This is a genomic window from Pareuzebyella sediminis, assembly GCF_008367235.1.
GTDB lineage: Bacteria > Bacteroidota > Bacteroidia > Flavobacteriales > Flavobacteriaceae > Pareuzebyella > Pareuzebyella sediminis.
Window position 1 is genome coordinate 438880 of sequence record NZ_VTZS01000004.1, and the last position, 23052, is coordinate 461931.

The 23052-nt window shown below is 44.1% G+C and carries 19 protein-coding genes; 14 read left to right on the plus strand and 5 right to left on the minus strand.

Annotated features, from left to right (window positions below):
- Positions 1-5: 5 nt before the first annotated feature.
- Positions 6-683, minus strand: a complete 678-nt coding sequence (locus tag F2B13_RS15990) for a head GIN domain-containing protein (RefSeq protein ID WP_149276791.1) — start codon at positions 681-683, stop codon at positions 6-8.
- 80 nt (positions 684-763) lie between these two features.
- On the opposite strand from F2B13_RS15990, the gene F2B13_RS15995 reads away from it, so the two are divergent.
- The 13 genes from F2B13_RS15995 (at position 764) to F2B13_RS16055 (ending at position 16201) form a co-directional block, all read left to right on the plus strand.
- Entirely contained in the window at positions 764-1894 is a 1131-nt protein-coding gene (locus F2B13_RS15995) for a formylglycine-generating enzyme family protein (RefSeq protein ID WP_232623045.1), read from the plus strand.
- A 50-nt stretch (positions 1895-1944) separates the two neighbouring features.
- Positions 1945-2475, plus strand: a complete 531-nt coding sequence (locus tag F2B13_RS16000) for a YceI family protein (RefSeq protein WP_149276792.1) — start codon at positions 1945-1947, stop codon at positions 2473-2475.
- A 100-nt stretch (positions 2476-2575) separates the two neighbouring features.
- Positions 2576-3760: a hypothetical protein gene (locus tag F2B13_RS16005; protein WP_149304647.1), complete on the plus strand. Its 1185-nt coding sequence runs from the start codon at positions 2576-2578 to the stop codon at positions 3758-3760.
- A gap of 71 nt (positions 3761-3831) precedes the next feature.
- On the plus strand, positions 3832-5016 hold the full coding sequence (locus F2B13_RS16010) for a M20 metallopeptidase family protein (RefSeq protein WP_149276794.1): 1185 nt from the start codon (positions 3832-3834) through the stop codon (positions 5014-5016).
- Between the two features lie 187 nt (positions 5017-5203).
- Entirely contained in the window at positions 5204-7546 is a 2343-nt protein-coding gene (locus F2B13_RS16015) for a PSD1 and planctomycete cytochrome C domain-containing protein (protein WP_149276795.1), read from the plus strand.
- A gap of 2 nt (positions 7547-7548) precedes the next feature.
- Complete coding sequence (locus F2B13_RS16020; protein WP_149276796.1) at positions 7549-9009, plus strand: DUF1501 domain-containing protein; 1461 nt, start codon at positions 7549-7551, stop codon at positions 9007-9009.
- Between the two features lie 8 nt (positions 9010-9017).
- The gene (locus tag F2B13_RS16025) at positions 9018-10457 is read left to right on the plus strand and encodes a c-type cytochrome domain-containing protein (protein WP_149276797.1); all 1440 of its coding nucleotides are present in this window, start codon (positions 9018-9020) and stop codon (positions 10455-10457) included.
- Positions 10454-11230 carry an SDR family NAD(P)-dependent oxidoreductase gene (locus F2B13_RS16030; protein ID WP_149276798.1) on the plus strand — a complete coding sequence of 259 codons (777 nt, stop codon included), beginning with the start codon at positions 10454-10456 and terminating at the stop codon, positions 11228-11230. Before F2B13_RS16025 ends, F2B13_RS16030 begins: the two co-directional genes overlap by 4 nt.
- A 170-nt stretch (positions 11231-11400) precedes the next feature.
- Positions 11401-12507, plus strand: a complete 1107-nt coding sequence (locus F2B13_RS16035) for a Gfo/Idh/MocA family protein (RefSeq protein ID WP_149276799.1) — start codon at positions 11401-11403, stop codon at positions 12505-12507.
- A gap of 83 nt (positions 12508-12590) precedes the next feature.
- Positions 12591-13349 (plus strand): NIPSNAP family protein, encoded by a 759-nt coding sequence (locus tag F2B13_RS16040; protein WP_149304648.1) that lies wholly within the window; start codon positions 12591-12593, stop codon positions 13347-13349.
- 23 nt (positions 13350-13372) lie between these two features.
- Complete coding sequence (locus F2B13_RS16045; protein WP_149276801.1) at positions 13373-14680, plus strand: PQQ-dependent sugar dehydrogenase; 1308 nt, start codon at positions 13373-13375, stop codon at positions 14678-14680.
- Positions 14681-14682: 2 nt separating this feature from the next.
- Positions 14683-15180 carry a c-type cytochrome gene (locus F2B13_RS16050; RefSeq protein ID WP_149276802.1) on the plus strand — a complete coding sequence of 166 codons (498 nt, stop codon included), beginning with the start codon at positions 14683-14685 and terminating at the stop codon, positions 15178-15180.
- Between the two features lie 34 nt (positions 15181-15214).
- On the plus strand, positions 15215-16201 hold the full coding sequence (locus F2B13_RS16055) for an aldo/keto reductase (protein ID WP_149276803.1): 987 nt from the start codon (positions 15215-15217) through the stop codon (positions 16199-16201).
- 30 nt (positions 16202-16231) lie between these two features.
- Here F2B13_RS16055 and F2B13_RS16060 read toward each other — a convergent pair whose 3' ends face one another.
- The 4 genes from F2B13_RS16060 to F2B13_RS16075 are packed head-to-tail and all read right to left on the minus strand — an operon-like array spanning position 16232 to position 21918.
- Positions 16232-17104, minus strand: coding sequence for a sugar phosphate isomerase/epimerase family protein (locus F2B13_RS16060; RefSeq protein WP_198439856.1), 873 nt, complete (start codon positions 17102-17104; stop codon positions 16232-16234).
- Between the two features lie 19 nt (positions 17105-17123).
- The gene (locus tag F2B13_RS16065) at positions 17124-20036 is read right to left on the minus strand and encodes a PVC-type heme-binding CxxCH protein (RefSeq protein ID WP_232623046.1); all 2913 of its coding nucleotides are present in this window, start codon (positions 20034-20036) and stop codon (positions 17124-17126) included.
- A 5-nt stretch (positions 20037-20041) separates the two neighbouring features.
- Entirely contained in the window at positions 20042-20896 is an 855-nt protein-coding gene (locus tag F2B13_RS16070; protein WP_149276805.1) for an MBL fold metallo-hydrolase, read from the minus strand.
- Positions 20893-21918 (minus strand): cobalamin-independent methionine synthase II family protein, encoded by a 1026-nt coding sequence (locus F2B13_RS16075; protein ID WP_149304649.1) that lies wholly within the window; start codon positions 21916-21918, stop codon positions 20893-20895. Before F2B13_RS16075 ends, F2B13_RS16070 begins: the two co-directional genes overlap by 4 nt.
- Before the next feature lie 151 nt (positions 21919-22069).
- Here F2B13_RS16075 and F2B13_RS16080 point away from each other — a divergent pair, with 151 nt between their 5' ends.
- The gene (locus tag F2B13_RS16080; RefSeq protein WP_149276807.1) at positions 22070-22780 is read left to right on the plus strand and encodes a GntR family transcriptional regulator; all 711 of its coding nucleotides are present in this window, start codon (positions 22070-22072) and stop codon (positions 22778-22780) included.
- The last annotated feature ends 272 nt before the right edge of the window (positions 22781-23052 follow it).

Consider the following 23052-nt stretch of genomic DNA (forward strand, 5'->3'; position numbering starts at 1 on the left):
CGTTGTTATTCTATGATTTCAATTTTACCTCCGAATACCTTATTGCTATCTACGGCTTTTGGGTTGCCATAAATGTAGATGCTGCCCCCTGCTTTTACCTTTGCCTCCACTTTATCGGTGGCGTTCACTTCAGCCCTTCCCCCGGCACTTACCGTAACATTGGTCGTAACGGTTTCTAAGTTTTCATTATAGACCTTGCCACCTGTATTTACGGTAACCTCCTGTTGCTGTGCATTTCCGGAAAGTGTGATTTCACCTCCTGATACAGATTTAACGTACAGTTCTTCCGATTGAACTTTCAACTCGATTTGGCCACCCTCTTGGGTTTTAATTTCAATGTGGCTAGCGGTAAGTGTTTCGTCCGAAACAACTTTGGCATTTTCGTTGGTATCTATAAGGGTGAGTTCGCTTGTGTAGTATAGGGTAGCTTTTGCCTCATCACCGTCCATAAAATTGTCGAACTCCATTTTTATTTTGAGAAGACCATTCTTGTTTGAAATATTGACTTCATCTTTATCATCACCGGTAATCACCAATTTGTTTTCGGTGCTTTTTTCGAGTGTTACCCTAATACGGTCGAAAACCTTAAGCTCGGTAAAAGATTCAAGGGTTTTAGTATTGGCATTTTGAGCATATAGAGTGCCCGAAAAAATCAATACAAGCAGAGGTATTATATTTCTCATTACGAAAGGGTTGGATGTTGTTCCCCAAAATTAGTGTTTTTCATGAAAAGAAGTATGCTTGTTATTTCCTACAAAAATTCATGAAAATTAGAAGATTTTCAGCCTTTTTGCGTGAAGATGATTTGCTAAAAAAATATGTCTTATTTTTGGTCAAATTCAATAAAAAAATAATGAAGATTAAAGAAGTTGCACTCTGCTTTTGCGTGTTGGGTATCATATTCAATTCTTGTAAAGCAAAAAAGACCGTTCCTGATCAAGAGGCGCCCAAAGAGATGTTGCGTATCGAAAAGAGCGATAGTACAGTGATAAAGGCATCTGAGGGATATACCGAAAAAATACCGGCGACCGATGTTAGTTTTGATATGGTGTTGATTCCCGGGGGAGAGTTTAAAATGGGTAGCCCTGCCACGGAAACCAATCGAAAGGCTGATGAAGGGCCGATTAAGGAAGTTGAACTTGACCCTTTTTATATGGGCAAATATGAGGTAACTTGGGATGTTTTTGAACTTTTCTTTAAGCAGAACAAAGATATTTTTGTGAAGTTGGAGGGGGATAAAGTGATGAAAATCGATGCGATAACACGACCCAGTCCTCCTTATGAAGACCCGTCTTATGGTATGGGAAAAGATGGTTTTCCTGCAGTTAGTATGTCGGCCTATTCCGCATTGGTTTTTTGTAAATGGTTGAGTACCGTAACCGGAAGGTTTTATAGGTTGCCTACCGAAGCTGAATGGGAGTACGCGGCCAGGGCGGGTACGAATACGGCCTATAGTTTTGGCGAGGATGTGGCCGACTTGGATGCCTATGCCGTCTATTATAAGAATTCCGATGGCAAGTACGCCAAAGTGGGTACCAAGAAGCCCAATCCGTGGGGGCTTTATGATATGCATGGTAATGCTGCGGAATGGACCTTGGATGAGTATAAAGAAGATGCCTATGCGGAAGGTGAGCGTAAGAATCCATGGGTTACTCCCACGGTCATACACCCAAGATCATATCGGGGAGGCTCTTGGGATGACGATGCAGATAGATTAAGGTCCGCAGCCAGATCGGCATCAAGTTTGAAACAACAAAAGCGGGATCCCCAGATACCAAAAAGCTTTTGGTGGTTTACCGATTCGAATTATGTTGGTTTTAGATTGGTAAGCCCCGAAACCCAACCGACCCCAGAAGAGCAGAAAAAATTCTGGCAAGTTGTGTTGGATGAATAGCCGATACCTCGTTGTATGCGATAGGTTTTCTTTAAATTTAAATCATTGAAATGAAAAAAATAGCTTTATTTCTTTTTATAGTCGGTATGGCGTTTACGGGCATCTCTCAAGAAACGTATACCCTTTCTGATGAAAGTGCAGTGACGATAGATGGTACCTCTACCATCCACGATTGGACGGTAACGGCCAATACTATATCCGGTAGCCTCAAGGCGGAAGGAGAACTTCCAAAAGAAATCTTATTTGAAGTGGAGGTTGATGGTATAAAAAGCGAGCGAGGTGCCGCTATGGATAAAAAGATGCATGAAGCCCTAAAGAAAGAGGAGCACCCTAAAGTGACTTTTACCTTGACCGAAGCAAAAGATTCCAAATTGGTAGGCGCTTTGACAATCGCAGGTAAGGAACAGACCGTGGAGGTGCCTTCAAAAATAGAGGTCGTTGATGGGGCTATAAAAATAACGGGTGAAAAAAGTATTATTCTTCAAGATTATGACGTAGAACCCCCGACAGCAATGTTCGGACAGATTATTGTTGGAGACGAAGTGACCGTTAAGTTCGATTTGGTTTTTTCAAAGAGTTAATTCGCTACTGTCTTAGAGACAGGGCAATTTGTAACGGCTAGAAAGAATGTTTACCTTCGGGGTATTGAGGGCCCCTAATAGGCCTTATTTACTTGCAACGATGTTAAAATCAATTATTTACGCCCTTTTCATGTTCCTTTTGGCCTGTGGTAGCCAACTCGAGCCTCTCTCTACCATTAAAGTTACCGAGACGGATGGTCTAAATCGTCGTTTAGACTATGTAGTCGCAGAAATTCCCGCTCCCAAACAGTTTCAGAACAATTCAAACTTATCGGCGATCGATACCGAGAATAGTACTGTAGTCGCCGTTCAGGTATTGGATACTTTAAGGCGAAATAATGAAAAGGTCTGGAAGGTTATGTTTCCGATTTCAATTGAGGCGCGCTCCTCCAAAAACTTTGAAATTCATGTGGGAGATAAATTGTCCAAACAGAACCCTACAGGAATTCACCTTGCTGAAGACGGAAAGGCAGTCGAGAACGAAATTTATAAGGTCATTTTCAGTGATGAAAACGACCAGAGGGGAGGGCAGGTGTCCGGGATTTTCCTAAAGAACTTTGACAATCAACGCTTGAGAAGAGGACATATTCCTATGCATTGGGCACCTAATTTTTCAAGACCTGATTCGGAAAGCTATTTTGGTTTCGAACATTTATCTACCTCTTCCCATAATGCTACTAGCTCAGGAATGTACCAAGTGCTTAAAACACGAGCGGGTACGACCGATAGCATACCCGAAATAACGATAGCGGGCAAGTATACGTTTTTGGGCGAACTGCCCTATTTTTATTTCGAATCTACCATGACCATGAAAGATGATGTGGTTTTGGATTTATTACGAAATGATGAGATGACAATGGACAGCCTGTTTACACATGTGATTTATAGACCGAAAGGAGGAATGGTTTCCCAATTGAAACTCTACCAACCAGAACTTGATAGCTTAGACAACAAACCTATACCTGATAATGCGGATTTTGTTGGCTTTTATCATAAGGAAAAAGGATATGGCCTTGCATCGATACGGCTCAGGTATGACAATACGAACCTAAATGGTATGCCTTCGCCAACACATAAGCCTTACACTAAAATAACAAGATCAAGTGGCCATGGGCGTTATTGGAACCGCATATTGACCGATACCGTACTCAATTTTCCGGAAGGGAGCCGGTACCAAGAGAAGAATGCCTATCTTATATTCGATGCTTCCACGGAAAACCCTGCAAAGGAAGTCTTATATTATGCGGAACGGTTATGGCATCCTTTGAAAATACAAGTAAATTGAGTTTTACAACTATTCAATTTTTTATTGCCATAGCACTAGCTTATTAACTCCCTGAATTTCAATATTAAGTGATGAGCCATATCGAAAAAATCAAGGCCTTGGCCAATAAGTATGCGGCTGAGTATATAGCGGTACGTCGCCATCTACATCAACATCCCGAACTGTCTTTTCAGGAGTACAATACCAGTACCTATATTAAAAAGTGTTTAACGGCTATAGGGGTTGATGATATAGTTCCCGTGGCCGCTACAGGACTCTTGGCGACTGTGAATGGTCGAAAAGGCCCGAACCGGATACTACTACGAACGGATATGGACGCTTTGCCTATTGAAGAAGCGAACCAGGTCGGATACAAATCGAGAAACAAAGGGGTCATGCATGCCTGCGGGCATGATGTACACATGGCATCTTTACTGCTCTGCACAAAAATACTAACTAGTTTGAAAGACTCTTTTAGCGGTAGCATAAAAGTATTGTTTCAACCTGGGGAAGAACTTATGCCCGGTGGTGCGAGTCTGGTCATGAAAGAAAAGGCCTACCGCGATTTAGGCACTATTTTACATATAGGCCAACATGTGAGGCCCGATTTTCCCGTCGGTACCGTAGGTTTTTGTCAGAATAAGTTCATGGCCAGTATGGATGAACTCTTCTTGACGGTCAAGGGAAAGGGTGGGCATGCGGCAATGCCTGAGGCCGCCGTAGACCCGGTTTTGATAGCTTCCCATATCATAGTAGCCGCCCAACAATTGGTCAGTCGCATGGCTTCGCCAAAGATACCTAGCGTACTTTCATTCGGAAAGGTAGTGGCAGATGGGGCCATCAATATTCTGCCTGATGAGGTATATATCGAAGGAACGTTCCGTACTATGGATGAAGCTTGGCGCAAGGATGCATTAAAAAAACTAGAGCGATTGGTCGTCAATATGGCCACCAGTATGGGCGGAACATCCGAATTAACAATAAAGCATGGGTATCCCCATTTGGTAAATGAACCTGATAGTACGGAAAGATTGAGAACCGATGCGGTAGCTTATTTGGGAAGCACCAACGTGGTCAACGCCGATCAATGGATGGCAGCGGAAGACTTTGCCTACTACTCACAAAAGCATCCGGCCTGTTTCTATCTTTTAGGAGTAGGGAATCCCGGGAATGGAATTAACGCAGGGTTACATACTTCTAATTTTGATATCGATGAATCCGCGATTGAAATAGGAGGGGGTTTAATGGCCTGGCTGGCCTATGACAACTTGGTTTGAACATACCCCCAGACCCGAGTTCGTTTGAAAATTCCTATTAGAAATTCCCTTTAATTGCCTCAAATTTCAAAAATTAGGTTAAAAAAGCAAAAAAAAGTGTGCTTTCTGCAAAAAAAGCCGTAGATACTATCGCTTTAAATTGATTAAATTTATAAGTTCTAATTTTAAGATTACAAAAAAAAAGTTGATGAAATACAGGGTTTTGATCGTGTCTGTTATTATTCTCCTTTTAGGAGGTCTTTATGCCTACCAGAAAGGGCTTTTCAAAGGGGAGGGCGATGCCTATGCTTCCCTGAAGGTTCCAGATAAGATAGATTACAACTTTCACATCAAACCTATACTTTCCGACAATTGTTATACCTGCCACGGACCTGATGCGAACAAACGTAAAGCAGGCCTGCGTCTTGATCTAAAGGAATCGGCCCTTTCCGAACTTCCTGAAAGCCCTGGGCATTTTGCCATCGTTCCAAAGAGTTTAGGCAAGAGCAAGGTATACCAGGCCATAGTTTCGGATAATCCCGATGAGATGATGCCTCCTCCAGGATCTAAATTGGCACTTAACAGTTACGAGAAAAAATTGATTAAAAAATGGATCGAGCAAGGGGCCGAATTCGAAAAGCATTGGGCTTTTTTGACCCCTGAAAAGGCCAATGTCCCTGAAAGTGAAACCTCGGACTGGGGCGAGAACGAAATTGATCGTTTTATATTAAGAAGGTTAGAGGATAACGGTCTAGCGCCTTCCAAGAGGGCAACGGATGCGACCTTGATTCGCCGAATAAGTCTTGATGTTACCGGGTTGCCACCAAAACCAGAACAGATAGAGAAACTGCTGGCGAATGATAACCAGCCTTCTATATCGCAGATTATCGATGGTTTTCTGGCCTCGCCCGCCTACGGGGAGCGTATGACACAGTCGTGGCTCGATGTGGCGCGATACGCCGATTCGCATGGGTATCAAGACGATAGTTATCGTACCATGTGGCCGTGGCGTGACTGGGTGATCCATGCCTTTAACGAGAATATGCCCTATGACCAATTCTTGACCTGGCAACTGGCCGGTGATCTGCTGCCCGATGCGACGAAGGAACAGATATTGGCCACGGGCTTCAATCGCAATCATCCCATAACGCAGGAAGGGGGCGTGATTCAGGAGGAGTATCGGGTAAATTACGTACTCGATAGAACGAATACGCTAGGAAAAGGTATTCTAGGGCTTACGCTCGAATGTGCCCGATGTCATGACCATAAGTACGATGCCATTTCGCAAAAGGACTATTTTAGCATGTTTGCCTTTTTCAACCAAGTAGACGAAAAAGGGTTGCAAATGGATGCGGTACAGGCCAAAAACCAGAAGTTCTATGCAGACCCGCCATTTATCGAAATTTCGCAAGAAGAAACCAACGATGTGCTGTCGTTTGTCAACATGAAAGAAAGTCCCGAGATCAAGGTGATGGTCATGAACGATTCGGCCCCTAAAACGACCTATGTCCTCAACCGGGGCGAGTATGACCAGCCTACCGATTCGGTGTCTCCCGGAACCCCGAATACGATATACGGCTTTGCGGAAAACCTGCCGAAAAACAGGTTGGGCCTTGCCGAATGGGTAACCGACGAAAAGAACCCCCTCACTGCCAGGGTATTCGTGAACCGTATTTGGGGGATGCTATTCGGAAAGGGAATTGTCGAGACCTCAGAGGATTTTGGAGTGCAGGGAAGCCTTCCGACACACCCGGAATTGCTCGATTGGCTGGCGGTAGATTTCATGGAGCACGGCTGGGATATCAAGTATCTTCTTAAAAAAATTATGCTCTCGGCTACCTATCAGCAGAAATCTGAATTGACCCCTGAACTTAAAAAAGCAGATCCGGAGAACAAACTGTTGGCACGGGCGCCCCGTTTCCGTATGAGCGGGGAAATGATACGTGACTATATCTTGACGACGAGCGGCTTGCTCAACGATGAGATCGGGGGGCCGAGCGTCAAGCCCTATCAGCCCGCCGGTCTATGGGAGGAAACCAATGCCGGTGGTAACCGGGGTATTCTCACAAAGTATGTCCCCGACGAGGGTGAAGACCTCTATCGACGGTCACTTTACACGTTCTGGAAAAGAACGTTACCACCGCCAAATATGACCATTTTTGATGCGCCGACACGTGATTTCTCCGAAGTTCGCCGTCAAAAGACCAACACCCCCCTTCAGGCTTTGGTAATGCAAAATGATGTACAAGTGCTAGAAGCTGCGAGGGTAATGGCACAGCGTATGATAGCCGATGATCCTGAGAGCTCCGATTATGTTTCGGATGTTTTCAAGAGAATCTTGATCCGCCACCCGAAGCAAGAAGAGCTGTTGACTTTGAAGGAATATTACTATAACGCCCTGGAGATATACCAGGACGATATAGAAGAAGCCGAAAAATTGGTTGCGGTAGGCGAATACGAACAGCTCAATGTGGATGCTGCAAAGACGGCTGCTTTGATGCTGACCGCACAGGTTATCTATAATCTTGACGAAACGATAACAAAAGAATAGCTATGGAAAACGATAAAAGCAAAAATGAAAATCCCTTAAAAGTAAACCGTCGCCACTTTTTTTCCCAACTGAGCGTCGGTATCGGTTCTCTGGCATTAGGATCACTGTTGATTCCCGACCTTTTCAAAGGTGGAACCGATCAACTTGCAGAACGACCGCTAGGCCTTCCGCATTTTGCGCCCAAGGCCAAACGGATCATTTATCTTTTTCAGGCCGGTGCCCCATCGCAACTTGAAACCTTTGATTATAAGCCTACGTTACGCAAGCGTATGGGGGAAGATCTTCCCGCTTCTATACGAAATGGTCAAAGACTCACGGGAATGACCGCCAATCAAGACAAGTTTCCCTTGATGCCGCCGGCGGTGGATTTCCGCCAACATGGACAAAGCGGTACATGGATCAGTGATTTCTTTCCGCATATAGCCAAAATTGCCGACGACATAACCGTAGTGCGAAGTATGCATACCGAGGCGATCAACCACGATCCTGCGATTACTTTTTTCCAGACAGGTAGTCAGATTTCGGGTCGTCCCAGCATGGGGTCATGGATGAGTTATGGTTTGGGAAGCGAAAACAAAAACCTTCCCTCGTTCGTGGTGCTTACCTCGAGGGGCAAGGGAAATAGCCAAGGGCTGTATTCCAAACTCTGGTCCAGTGGGTTCCTAGATTCAAAGCATCAGGGCGTACTGTTGCGGTCAGGGAAAGATCCCGTACTCTATTTAAACGACCCTGACGGTATTTCACGTTCGGACAAACGTCACCTTTTGAACGAGGTTTCTTCGCTAAATAAACTGCACCATGTTGAGACGGGCGATGATGAGATCGAATCCCGTATCGCGCAATATGAAATGGCCTATCGCATGCAGATGTCCGTACCCGATGTGATGGACATATCAAAAGAACCTGAATCGATTATAAAGTTATACGGAGAAGATTGCCAGGTGCCGGGCACCTATGCCGCCAACGCACTGCAGGCAAGAAGATTGGCGGAGAATGGCGTAAGGTTCATACAGTTGTACCATCAGGGATGGGACCAGCACGGTAACCTGCCCAACGAAATGGCAGGTCAGGCCAAAGATGTCGATCAGGCCTCTGCCGCATTAGTGATGGACCTCAAGCAAAGGGGAATGCTCGAAGACACCTTGGTCATCTGGGGCGGGGAGTTCGGGCGGGGCAATTATTGCCAGGGTAAGTTCGACCCGGCCAATTATGGTAGGGACCATCATCCTAGGGCCTTTAGTATCTGGATGGCGGGCGGAGGTATCAAACCTGGCCTGAATTACGGACAAACCGATGAGTTTGGCTATAATGTAGTGGAAAACCCTGTACATATTAACGATTTCCATGCTACATTGATGCACGCCATGGGGCTGGACCACGAACAGCTCACCTATAAATATCAAGGCCGTCGCTTTCGGTTGACCGATGTAGCCGGTAATGTCATTAATGATCTTTTAGCCTAATAGAACCTATGACGCACACCTCTAAAAGTCTTTGGCTTGACTACGTCATATTGGGTCTTTCCATTTTTTTGATATTTTGCCTATTGTTCGATTCCTATATTGAACTTCCTGTAATCTTGGCCTGGTTAGGACGGTGGCATCCAGTAGTACTCCATTTTCCCATAGTACTTTTACTTATTGCGGTGTTTTTGGGTTTGACGGGAAAGACAGTCCCCAGGGTTTTGTTATTGGCCGGGGTTCTTTCTGCACTGGTTACGGCCATTTCCGGTTTTTTTCTGGGAAAGGAAGCCTTGGTAAAGGGCGATCTGCTCTATTGGCACCAGTGGCTCGGAGGTGGAGTAGCCTTATTGGCCTCACTTTGGTATGCGCTGTACGGTACAAGACAAGGGCAAGGTATATATGTGAAAGGTATTCAGGTCGGACTATTGATTTTTATAGGGCTGACCGGGCATTATGGGGGTATGGTTACCCACGGAGAAGATTTTTTAGCGCTTCCTGCCGATAGAAAAAAGAATGAAATACCTGAAAATCCGAATATCTACGAGCACTTGGTCGCAGTAATCTTGGACGAGCATTGTGTTTCTTGTCATAACCCCAACAAGCAGAAGGGCGAACTCTTGATGAACAATTATGCCGACCTCATCAAAGGCGGGGAGAGCGGGAAAACTATAGTGTTCGGTGCGCCTGAAAAAAGCGAGATGATACGTCGGTTGCATTTACCGACGGAAGACGAGGAGCATATGCCCCCGGACGGAAAAAAACCGCTCAATGAAAACGAGATAAAGGTTTTGGAACGGTGGATAGCCCTAGGGGCATCCGATACCCTTAGGTTGAACCATGTAGCGAATACCGAGCCTCTGGTCGGTTTGGTAAAGGAAATGCGGGCGCCCGATCCTATGGAGAAATGGTTGGATCTGCCCCAAGTGGCCGACAGTACATTGAAAAATCTTTCCTCGGATTACTTGACCATTGAGCGGATAGCCGGAAATTCAAATGCCTTGTCCATCGATATGTATATGCCGCCCGAGTACGATTCTTCAGTGATTACAAATCTCCAAAGGGTCGCAAATAATATCGTCGAATTAGATTTAAGCGCTATACCCCTTGGTGACGAGGAGATGGCTGTAATTGGGTCATTTACCAATCTAGAGTGGCTTGAAATCGATAAAACACCCATATCCGATAAGCAAATGGAGAATTTAGCAAGCCTAAAAAAATTACGGTTATTAAAGGTTTTTGAATCGTCGATAACGGACAAGAGCATTCCGGTCTTAAAGAACCTTACGAGTTTGAAAAACCTGTATATATGGGAAACCGGTATTTCCGCATCTACGCTCGATGAATTGCAAAGGCAGAGACCTGGATTATCCATAGAGAATGGTTTTGATAAGGATATCAGCGCATTTTTTACTGCTGCTGACTCCATACCTAAAAAAGAAAAAGAATGAAATTTGATTTAAAGGGAAAAACAGCTATTGTAACCGGAGGAGGTAGTGGTATTGGCCGGGCTATTGCGATTACCTTGGCCTCCCAGGGCGCCCATGTTCATATTTTCGAACTCAAGTCCGATTCGGCAACCGAAGTGGTAGAGGTCATATCGGATCAAGGAGGGTTGGCTACAGCACACAGTTGCAATGTGGCAGTACAAGATGAGGTAAAAGATAGAATAGCGCATATCGGCCATCAAGGGGATATCGATATTTTGATCAATAATGCGGGCATTGCCCATATTGGAAATGTAGAGCAAACTACAGAAGCGGATTTAGATAAAATCTATGCCGTAAACATTAAAGGGGTGTACAACTGTATTCATGCGGTTGTTCCTTATATGAAAAAGAAGGGAGGCGTAATTTTAAACATGGCTTCGATAGCGGCTACCGTGGGTATAAAAGATCGTTTTGCTTATTCCATGTCAAAAGGGGCGGCCCTGACTATGATGTATTCGGTGGCAAAAGATTATATCCACCATAACATCCGGTGCAATAGCATTTCGCCGGCACGCATCCATACCCCTTTTGTAGACGGCTATTTAAAAAATAATTTTCCCGATACAATGGAACAAAAATTTAAGGAGCTTTCCGAGACCCAACCCATAGGGCGCATGGGCTCTCCGCAAGAGGTCGCCGACCTAGCACTGTTTCTCTGTTCGGAGGAAGCCTCCTTCATAACAGGAACGGATTTCCCGGTCGATGGGGGTTTTATCCGTTTGAACGGTAACTAGCTCACTCATATTAAAGTGTGTCTTCAAGTATCAAACTTGTACGTTGGCCCAGAAACTTCTATTTTTCATAGATACTCTGGCTTAGGTCTTTTATAAAGTATTGATAGTGTAATACCCATTGTAGTTATAAAGAAGTTTCTTAAATTCAAACTTCCTAAAAACGAACTACTATGGTATCCAGAAGAAATTTCTTAGAAAAGCTGACCATTTCTACTGTGGGTTTACCCCTTATTTGTAGTACCTCTAATCTTTTTGCTGCAACAACGATACCTTCTAAAGGTGAAACTTTGAGGGTTGCCATTATGGGGCTTGGTAGTTATGCTACCAGAGTTGCCGAGGCCATGGAGGTCTGTAAACGGGCCAAAATAGTTGGCTTAATAAGTGGTACCCCATCGAAATTGGTAGCCTGGAGCGCCAAATATGGAATACCTGAGAAGAATTGTTACAATTATGAGAATTTCGATGCTATTAAAAACAATCCCGACATTGATGCGGTTTACATTATCACCCCGAATGGCCTGCATAAAGACCAAACCATACGCGTTGCAAAAGCTGGAAAACATGTGATTTGCGAAAAACCTATGGCGGTCAATGCAGTAGAGGGAAAGGAAATGGTAGACGCTTGTAAAGCGGCCGGGGTTAAATTGCTAATAGGGTACAGAATGCATTTTGAGCCCAAAACCCTGAAAGTGGTCAATATGCGAAAAAATGGAGAGTTCGGAAAGATTATGTTTTTTCAGGGCCAGTCCGGATTCCGGATCGGCGATCCTACGCAATGGAGATTGAACAAAGAGTTGGCCGGCGGTGGCTCAATGATGGATATTGGAATTTATTCGATCAACGGTGCACGTTATATGGTTGGGGAAGAGCCGATCTGGGTGACGGCACAGGAAACCAAAACCGATCCAGTAAAATTCAAGGAAGGGGTAGACGAAACCATTCAATTTCAAATGGGCTTTCCTAGTGGAGCCGTGGCATCGTGCCTGTCAACCTATGCCGTGGGGCATTTAGACCGCTTTTTTCTAGACGGTATTGACGGGTTTGCCGAAATGCAACCGTCTACGGGCTATGGGCCGATTATGGGACGAACTCACGAAGGTGAATTGATAGCGGAACATGTTGCACATCAGACCGTACAAATGGATGAAATGGCCGCCATCATACTAGACGGTAAAGAACCCATGATTCCAGTAAACGGCGAAGAGGGGCTTAAGGATATGAAAATTATCGATGCCATATATAAGGCAGTAGAAATCGATAATAGAGTGACGTTATAAGAGGGTATCGATAGGAATAGGTCCTGAATTAATGCCAATGTGAAAAATCAATAGGTAAAAATAGAAATGATACGCAACAAATAATGAAAAGACGAAAATTTATTGGTGCTGCAGCGGCTGCAAGTGCTATTCCATTAACGGGTATGGCAGGTTCTACGAATTTTAACTTAGCCCAAAAGGAATTGTACGAGATTCGCACGTACGAAATCAAGTTTCGGGCCGATCAACAATTACTATTTGACTATCTCGAGAATGCTCTTAAGAAGTCATTACAAAAAATGGGTGTCGATCATCTTCTGATACTTCAGGAATATGGTGTTTCCGATCCCAAAAGAATTCGGGTCTTCATCAATTATCCGGATGCTGAAAGCTTCATGAAAGCCCAAAGTCTGAATTCCGATTCGGAGTATGTGAAAATGGCAGCCGATTATAACGCCCTAACTATTGATAAGGCCCTTTATGAAAGGTTTGAATCTTCATTGCTCTTGGCATTCGACGGGATGCCCCAGATGAGCGCACCCATAGACGGGGCCTCTTTGTTTGAGCTTCGTACTTATGAAGGGTATAGTGAAGACGCCGTAAGGAGAAAGATAAAAATGTTCAATAAGGGTGAAATCGATATCTTTTTAAAAACCGGGTTGCATCCCGTATTCTTTGGCGAAATGATTATTGGCCCCTATCGGCCGTGCCTGACTTATATGCTCAACTTCAAAGATATGGAGGAACGTGATGCGAATTGGGAGAAATTTATTTCGCATCCGGAATGGAAGGCCATGAGCGGTCTAGAAGAATATGCGAATACGGTGTCTAAAATCCGAAGAATATTTTTAAAGCCCCTTTAAGAACAAAAGAAAGATAAATAGCTATGAAAACATCACTATTGAAAAAAGTAAATTTTCTTATACTGTTGGCCCTTGTTTTAGTAGTTGCATGCGGCGAGGAAGTCAAGAATGATACGCCTGCCGGGCCTAAATTGGCCATAGCCGCCGACAATGCAGGTATTGAAGTGCCCGAGGGCTTTGGCGTAATCAAGGTCGCAGATTCACTGGGTAAGCCACGGCATATAGCGGTGACCCCTACAGGTGGTATCTATGTAAAACTTAGGGAAACCGTTGATGGTAAAGGTATTTTATACCTCACCGACAATGATGGTGACGGAGTGGTCGATACGCAAAAAGGCTTTGGTGATTATGGGGGAACCGGTATCAATTTGGATGATAACTACCTGTATGCCTCTTCTGACGAGACTATTTTTCGGTATCCACTTGATGCCAATGGAGAAGCAACGAATACTGAGAGCCCTGATACCTTGGTAACGAAATTGATCAATAGACGTTCTCATGCCAGTAAATCCTTCACACTTGATGGTATGGGTAACATTTATGTGAATATCGGGGCGTATTCGAATGCATGTCAGGAAGAAGACCGTACTAAAGGGTCACCAGCTATGAACCCTTGTCCCATACTGGATTCTGCCGGGGGCATATGGCAATTTAGAATCGATAAGTTGAAACAGTCTTACCCAGAAGGAGAGCGATATGCCACCGGATTGCGAAACGTCGTTGGATTAGACTGGAATAAAAGCAACAATAAATTATTTGTTACCCAACATGGAAGAGACATGCTACATACCCTTTTTCCTGAAATGTTCGATACAGAAGAATCTGCCGAACTTCCCGCGGAGACCCTTTATATGATCGAAAAGGGGGATGATGCGGGATGGCCCTATATCTATTACGACCAAATTCAAGAAAAAAAGATACTAGCTCCCGAATATGGGGGAGATGGAAAAAAAACTGGAGGTGAAGATGCTATAGATCCAGTGACTGCCTTTCCAGGACACATGGCACCGAATGCCTTGCTCTTCTATACCGGCGATATGTTTCCTGAGAAGTATAAAAATGGGGCGTTCATTGCCTTTCATGGTTCTTGGAATAGGGCTCCTGAAGAACAGGAAGGGTATATGGTGGCCTTTGTGCCTTTTAAAGAGGGTACCCCGAGTGGCGATTGGGAAATTTTTGCCGATAACTTTGCAGGTGCCGAGGTGATACGGTCACCCGATGCAGCAAAACACAGGCCAACAGGTTTGGCGCAAGGTCCTGATGGGTCGTTATACGTTTCCGATGATTCCGGAGGTACGTTGTTCAGAATTGTATACAACGGAACCCATTGAGTATGCATCAAGAATCAACGGTTGCAAGAAGTTTTTTCTTGTTAACTGGAATAGTACTGATTTTTCAAAGTTGCAACTTGTCTAATGAAAAGAATCGTTCTAATACCACGAATGAAGCAAAGGATGAACAAGTCAAAGCTGATTCTAAAAAAGTTACAGCGGATACAGCCTATATTGAAGGCCAAGCCCTCTATGCAGAACACTGTATGATATGCCATCAAACTGACGGCTCAGGTGTTTCTGGTCTTAATCCTCCACTAATTGCTACGGAATATGTAGTAGGTGATAAAGATAGGCTTCTGGGTATAGTATTGAACGGTTCCAATGTAGGTCTTGAAGTCAACGGTTCGACCTATTCGAATGCCATGCCCTCATTTCGAGCCCTGAGTGATATGGAGATCGCACATATTAGCTCGTATATCAGAAATAGTTTTGGCAATACGGCGACCCCTGTAACGGAGGAAGAGGTTATGACGTATAGAGACAAAAACGAAAAGTGAAACTAGTAATAATATAAAATTGGTAAAGTACGATATGGAATATAGAAATTTAGGAGAAACAGATTTAGCAGTTTCAGCAATTACTTTCGGTGCATGGGCTGCCGGTGGATGGATGTGGGGAGGAAATGATGCGAACGATGCTATTAAAGCTATACAAAGTGCTTACGATTTAGGCGTTACCTCCATTGATACGGCACCTATTTACGGGCAGGGTACCAGTGAGGAAATTGTGGGGGAGGCCATCAAGGATATTCCACGAGATAAGGTGCAAATTTTGACCAAATTCGGTATGCGGTGGGACTTGGAAAAAGGAGATTTTGCCTTTCATAGTAAGAACAATCAGGGCAAGGAAATAGACATTTATAAATACGCCGGTAGGGAAAGTATAAAAAAGGAAGTCGAGGATAGCCTTAAGCGATTAGGAACGGATTACATCGATTTGTACCAAATACATTGGCCGGAGAGTACTACCCCGATTCAGGAGACCTTCGAAACCGTTGCGGAACTTATCAAAGAGGGTAAGGTGCGCCATGCCGGGGTGTGTAACTATAATGTCGAGCAAATGAAGGAGGCCGAGAAGTATGTAAAGTTGGCCTCAAACCAAGTGCCTTTTAGCATGGTCAAGCGTGGTATCGAAGATGAAGTGGTCCCCTACTGTATCGAAAATAACAAGGCCATTTTGGCATATAGCCCTCTCGAAAGAGGTCTGCTGACCGGTAAGATGAAGCCAGGACAAAAATTTGAAGAAGGTGACCATCGCGCCTCGAATCCATCGTTTACCGATGAGAGCATTTCAAGAACCAATACCTTCCTCGAAAAAGTACGACCCCTGGCTGAACAAAAGAACGCAACTTTGGCGCAACTTGTCTTAAAATGGACGTTGGAGCGACCAGGAATTACTATTGCCCTGGCCGGTGCCCGAAATGCAAATCAATCCGTGCAGAACGCAAAGGCGGTGAATTTAGAGCTTAGTACGGAAGAAATTGATTTTATTAATACGGAGCTTGACAAGATTTCTTGATACTTTCTTAGCGGAGTAGGGTGCTTATGCTTACACCTCTAGGGCCGAACGAATGAAGGTGTTATTATGTACATAGCTTTTGAACATGTCTCCGTTTTCAGGCACAGCACCTTCAATTTGCACCCATCCCTCGTAACCGATGTTGTGTAAAATTTTACCGAACCTTTGGAAATCGATACGGCCTTGGCCCAAAAGAAAGCCGTTCTCCTTGGCGTGAAATTCGCAAATATGTTCCTTGCCCAAGGCCTGGATTTCTTGGTAGATATCATACCCCATCTTGTTTGAGTTGGCCACATCGTAATATACTTTGACATTTGGTGAGTTTACGGCATCCAATATCTCCATATGTTCTTGGGCACTTAGCCACGATTCAATACCTAGTATGATACCATGGTCTTCTGCCTTTGGTGCAACCTTTTTTAATCTTTTGATAGTCTCCTTTGTGCCTTCTATATCATTTTTTAAATCTCCATTATAGAAAAAAGCCAATAAAACTACTTTACAGTTCATAGCTTTGGCCACATCGATACTGTCGGAAACCCATTTTTCTGCCCTCGCATCGGATTTGTAGGGAATGTTGTTCATTTCACCTATGGCGATACCCCCCATGGTTATTCCATATTTGGCAAAGGCATGCTGGTATTGTTGCTGTATATTTTTTTGTCGTAAGTGCATGTTGTTGTCCAAGGTTCCCAAACTGATTTGAACACCATCGAGACCTATCTTTTTTGCCAAGGGAATAGCCGCTACATCTGCCATTTTTCCGATGGACCAATCACAAGCTCCAATTTTTACTTTTGACTTGGTCGTAGAGGATAGAATATTCCAATTTTCTAAATAGGTAAGACCGGCCAATGCCATGGTAGATTTCAAGGCGTTTCTTCTTGACATTTTTCGATTCATGGTCTTCGTGTTTAAGGGGTTATGAACTACTCTTTTTAAGGGTCAATAGATAGGTCGATAAATCGGCCAAATTTTGATTGGTTAGTCCTAGAGCTTTTGCATTGGGCATTATACTTGTTTTCATGTGCTCTTTCGTTTCGATATCACTGGGAGCGATAACAATTTGCTTCCCGCCCATATCTTTGATTACCGTTGTTTCCCCTTCAGATAACAAAAAGCCGTAAAAGGCCTGACCGCTTTTGGTCTTGATCATTATGGGCTCGTAGCCAAAAACGATGGAGGCATTTGGATGGATTATGGCGTCGAGCATCGCCGATTTGTCGAATTTTTTACCAATAGCAGTTAAATCAGGCCCTATGTCGTTTCCAAATGCGCCATTCGTGTGGCAGGTTGCGCATTTGGTAATGAATATATTTTCACCTTCCGACTCATTGCCGCTCAAAGCTATGATATCGGGGATTATATATTTTTCTTCTTCAGGTTTTTTAAAATAGTCGGCTGCCAAGGTTCTAATTTCCATTTCCGGGTTGCTAAAAATAGCTTCGGAAAGCTTTTCTAGGAGTGTTTCCGGAAGTCTGTTTTCTGCCGCTAAATTGATGAGGAGCCGGCCACCTATAAGGGTGGTTGCCAATTTTTGACCAGCATTTGTCCGTTCCTCCATCGAATTCGATGCGTTCATAAGGGTATTCTCAAGGGCGGCAATTTGATCGGGAATGTCAAAATTAACGCCGCTTTCCGATTGCCAGTCCCACAGGGAGTACCAATCATTGGTTTTCCTAAAATCGACCCACCATTGCGCTAGATTCTTTACAATGGCATTGTCGTTATGTTCACTCAGTTCCAACATGGCCTTCACGGCCTCTTCATCCTTTATAAACGCCAAAGCAGTTATGGCCTGTCTTTTTTGCTCTTCATTTAAAGTTTCGGCCATGGCGCGTTCTTTCAAAGCTGGCGCCGCTGATGTTGGATGTAATCTCCAAACCAAAGAGGCAAATTTATCTTGCCATTCCGTAGGGCTTTTAGGCTGTTCCAGTACCAAATCTGAAAACACTTCTTCTTCCTTATCTTCAGAAGCTATACCAAGGGCCTCGAGATACCAAAGGTCTAAACCGTCATATTCATGATACAGCTTTTTGATCAAACCTTTACTGTCTTCCCACGATTCGTCCCTCAGCGATATAGCTACTTCCCTTCGAACCTCGGGGGCTGGGTCGTCGACCGCTAAATTCGCATATTGTACAATAGAATCGTGATGCTGTCTAAGTGCCCTGTAGGCCACCACTCGAAGTCGGGGATCAGGTTCATTTTTTAAGACGTTGACGACGATTTCGCTGCCTCTTTGGCCTAATTCCGAAAGGAGCCAGATCGCCCTTGCGCTGTGGTAAGGGTTGTCGTCTTTTAGAATTTCCTGCACTTTTTCAATGGCCTCTTCTCCTTGTGAAACCAATTTTTGAAACCCTGAATTGCGAACGTTTATCGCGGGACTTAAGAGGGCTTCAATTTGGCCTTCTTTGGTTGTTAGGTCTATTTTTGGTGTTTTAAGTTCCTTTCCTTTCGGTGTGAGACGATAAATTCTACCATACCCGACACTATCCATCATTTGGTGACCTCCCACCACGGGATCATACCAGTCGGCGATATATATCGACCCGTCGGTACTAGCGGCCACATCACTTGGACGGAACCACTTCCTTTCATCGTCGTCTATTTCGTTCCACACATATCCCTCGGTCGATTCTTGTACCGAGGTGACGAGATCTCGTCTTTTAAGATCGAATCCTGCCCCCTTTTTCGAAGGTTGATAGGCGAAGATAACATTCCGGCCCGCATCGGCACTGAGAAGCATTCCCCTATATTCTGGGCCAAAGGCATCTCCTTCATATACCAGGACCCCTGTGGGCGAGCCGGCCCCTGTATTGTCTCCAGCTGGTATGACCCCTGGATCTTCTTGATGCCAATGCGCACTGAAAACTTCTTGCTCCGGTTTTCTATCGGCTTGCCAAGTTCGTTTCCCATTTGCGCTGAAATATCCCGCATTACCCCCTTCCATAAGCCACGTAACCCTACAGGTCACGACTTGGTCATCATTGTCGTTCTGCCACATATTTCCATAAGAATCAAGAGCTACTTCGTAGCTATTTCGAAAGTTGTGTCCCATCACCTTAAGTCCCGTGCCATCGGGATTGATACGAAGGGCAAGTCCACCAACCCAAATACGGTCGTCATCACTGACTTGGGCGGGTTCATTTTTATCGTTGTACGGCGTGCCACCGGTATAAACACTTCCTGAGCGCAACTCCCAACCTGATTTGTCCACCACGTGGTGGGGGCCGGCATTACCGGTATTGAAATAATATTTTCCATCAGGTCCTGCGACGAGTGAATGCAGACTGTGGTCGTGGTCGAAACCACCAAAACCTGTTAAGAATACTTCTTTTTTGTCGGGTATATCGTCACCATTTTCATCCGTGTAAACAAAAAGCGAGGGTGCACAGGACACGAATACTTTGTTGCCCACCACGGCAATGCCCATTGGGGCCACTAAATCTTCGTCTTGAACAAATACCTTTGATGAATCGCTGACCCCATCGCCATTGGTATCCTCTAATATCATAATGCGGTCACCTTTTTCAAAACTAAGGTGTTTTTTTGGGTCGTTATTGAAATCCCTGTAATTTACGGCCTCGGTGACCCAGACTCTTCCCTTGGCATCAACATCGATATTCGTCGGGTTATAGAGTGAAGGCGATTCCGCCCAAAGTGTAACCTCCCAGTTTTCAGGTATGATGAGACCCTTTTCAACTGTAGTCTTAAAGTTCAGGTCAGGTGTTTCGTAGGTGCTCTTTCTGGGGTCCGAACAACTCAACGTGGTTAAAAATCCTAAGATAATACCGAGAATAGCAAGAGATGGAGAACCTATTTTTTTTTGCATGACCTTCATTCTTTATTAAGTGAAAAATACTCGCCCCCCAGCAACACTTTAAACTGTTGGTGCGATTGCTGGGCCTTTACTTTAAAATCGCTTACATCAGCCGTATTAAAAGTAAACATATCGTAGTGACATGGTATAACATAGGAGGCATTTATGGCCTTCCCCAGGCGAACGGCTTCTTCAATAGTTAGATTGCCCGCAACCTTACGGGATGGTTCATTGCCGTTAATTGGCAAGATGGCCACATCAATTTGATATGCGCCGAGTAATTCGACCATATTATCAAACCAAAGGGTATCGCCACTATGATAAACAGTATATGGGCCAAATTGTATTACATAGCCCAAGTATTTGCAATTTCCGTTTTCATCGCGTTCCAATTCATTGTGTTTGGCAGGAATACCGGTAAAGGTAAACCCTTCGATCGTTCTGGATACACCTTCGTTCATTCCGATCGGAAAATCTGGGGCGCAGTGTACTCTTTGGCTTACAAACTGGCGGTTCGCTTCTGGAACAATAAATTTTATGTTCGGATTATTTTTCAAAACCGGTATGAGGGTTTCCGCGTCTAAATGGTCGGTATGGTTATGACTGGAGGTGACTATGGAAATGTTTTCCAAGAGCTCTGGGCGCAACGTCAATTCACTCATTCGGATATGGGGTTTCTCGGTATTGGCGTACTTTTTGGTCAAGGAGTCGGAAAGGTAGGGGTCTATAAGCACCTGTTTTCTTTTCCACTGTAGCAAATAGCCGCTTTGCCCTAGCCACCATAATCGGAAACCCTTAAGCTTTTCGTACGAAGCGTTTATTTCATCAACGAGTGCTCGGCCTTTCTTTAGGGCTGGAATCAGGGTGGTCATAACGATTCCCTAATTTTTTTGGCACCTGCAACCATATTAAAAAGTTTTTGTTTAGCAGCCCAGCGTGCTGTTTGGCTCAATCCGCAATCGGGTGCTACCGATAATTTTTCGGCCGGTACATAGGTGAGGCAGCGGTTGATACGGTCGACCACATCTTCGACCGATTCGATATAATAGTTTTTCACGTCGATAATACCGACGGCCACGTTCATTTTTTCAGCAAAAGGTGCGAGTAGTTCGATTTCCGAAAATTCGCGATTGGCCATTTCCACATGAATCTCGTTGACATTTAAATCTAAAAAATCGGGCAACATGGGTTTTATGCTTCTATATCCCACAGGTCTTCCCTTAAAATTTCCAAAACACAGGTGTGTGCTTAGGTTACATTTTCCACTTATCGGTGCTACAGTACGATTGAATATGTCGACAAACCGCTTGGTGTCGGCTTTATAGGCATAGCAACTCATAGAGGGTTCGTCTACAGTAATTTCTTTACATCCGGCCTCGATCAAGGCTTCAAGTTCTCGGCGTACGATTGGCAGTAATGCTTCGGTAATCTCATATCTATCTTTATAGGTATTGTTGGGAAGTAAGCGGCCCGACAGAGTGTACGGACCTGGAATACTGGCTTTTAGTATAGGTCCTTCAGGTGCCAATCGTTTTAATCTTTCGTATTCGGCAACGGCACCTAGTCCATTGGGAGCTGTCAAATTGCCTACAATATCATGTTTGCCCCTTTGATCATGAGCGGCAGGACCGAATTTTCGAGTAGCTGAAGTATTATTCCGTATACCTTGAATGAAACCATAAAAGGAGAGGTTGAAATCCAACCGCGTTTGTTCCCCATCGGTGATAACGTCAAGTCCAGCTCTAACTTGGTCATGAATGGCCGTTGTAACGGCATCTTCAATGGCTTCCTCAATATCAGCTGCTCCAAACTTATCTAGATTCTGGGAAACGAATTCCAGCCAACCTGGAAAGGGGTAGCTGCCTATAACGGTTGTCCTGATGGGTTTGCTCATAAAAAAAAATTAGTTAATCAACCAACTATGGCTAATTTAGTCAAAACAACTTGTATGTACAAGTTGGGGGTTGTATTAAATTTCATATTGTTTACATTTGCTGTACATCATAGATTCGTATGATAAATCTGAAAACTGATAGAATCGGCATTTGAAAAAGACTAAAAAATACGAGCAAATTCAAGGGTATGTCAAAAAGCGCATACAAACCGGTAAATATCCAGTAGATACCTATTTACCTTCGGAACATGATCTTTGCAACCAGTTCGATACCACAAGAACGACCGTCAGAAAGGCCCTTGACGAATTGTTACGTGAAGGGTTTATTCAAAAAGAACACGGCAGGGGCAGTAAAGTCTTGGAAAGAGGTAAGTCTTTGGGGCTTTTGACCATAAAAGGTTTTTCCGGTGCCATAGATTACAATGTAAAGACCGTGGTGACCGAAGAGCCCAAAATAGTGGAATGGGACCCAGTTATTCCATTTTCCCTCACGGAAGAGGAGAAAAAGTCGCCTTGCGTTTATTTTCAACGGGTACGTCATATCAATGGTACCCCTGTGGTGTTGGAAAATAATTGGTACGCCAAAAATGCATTGAAAGTCATTGGTTCGAATGAGTTCGTTGAAGGTTCTTTTTTTAAAACCTTAAGTCAAGATTATCTTATCGAAATTATGGGAGCTGAACAGGAGTTGAAAGCCAAAACAGCTGGTATCGATGTTGCTAAAAAACTGAATATCGACCCCGAAGATCCGATTTTACATATCTCCGTTAGGTTTCGTACAAGCCGTCCTGAATTAAACCTGTACGGCGACCTATATTGTCATACTGCCGAATATCCAATTCGAAACAGTTATTTTCTTTGAAATTTTAGAAAGATACCCTTTCGTTCAATCAAATAGCCAAGAAAGTAGGTTTGCAGAACACTTTTTTCAGGTACCCATTACCCGTACTTTTGATAAGCTGATGGTGTCTGAAAGAATGATGTATAGTGAAAGCGCTGTAAGATATTTAAGTTACCAACAGGGATTTGAGTTCAGGGGTATGTTACGATCCCAAAAAGAACCGTTCATTTTTTCAAAATACGGGTAATCTTGGCTTTCCCGTTTTGAAATACAAGCACTAAAACCGCCACTAC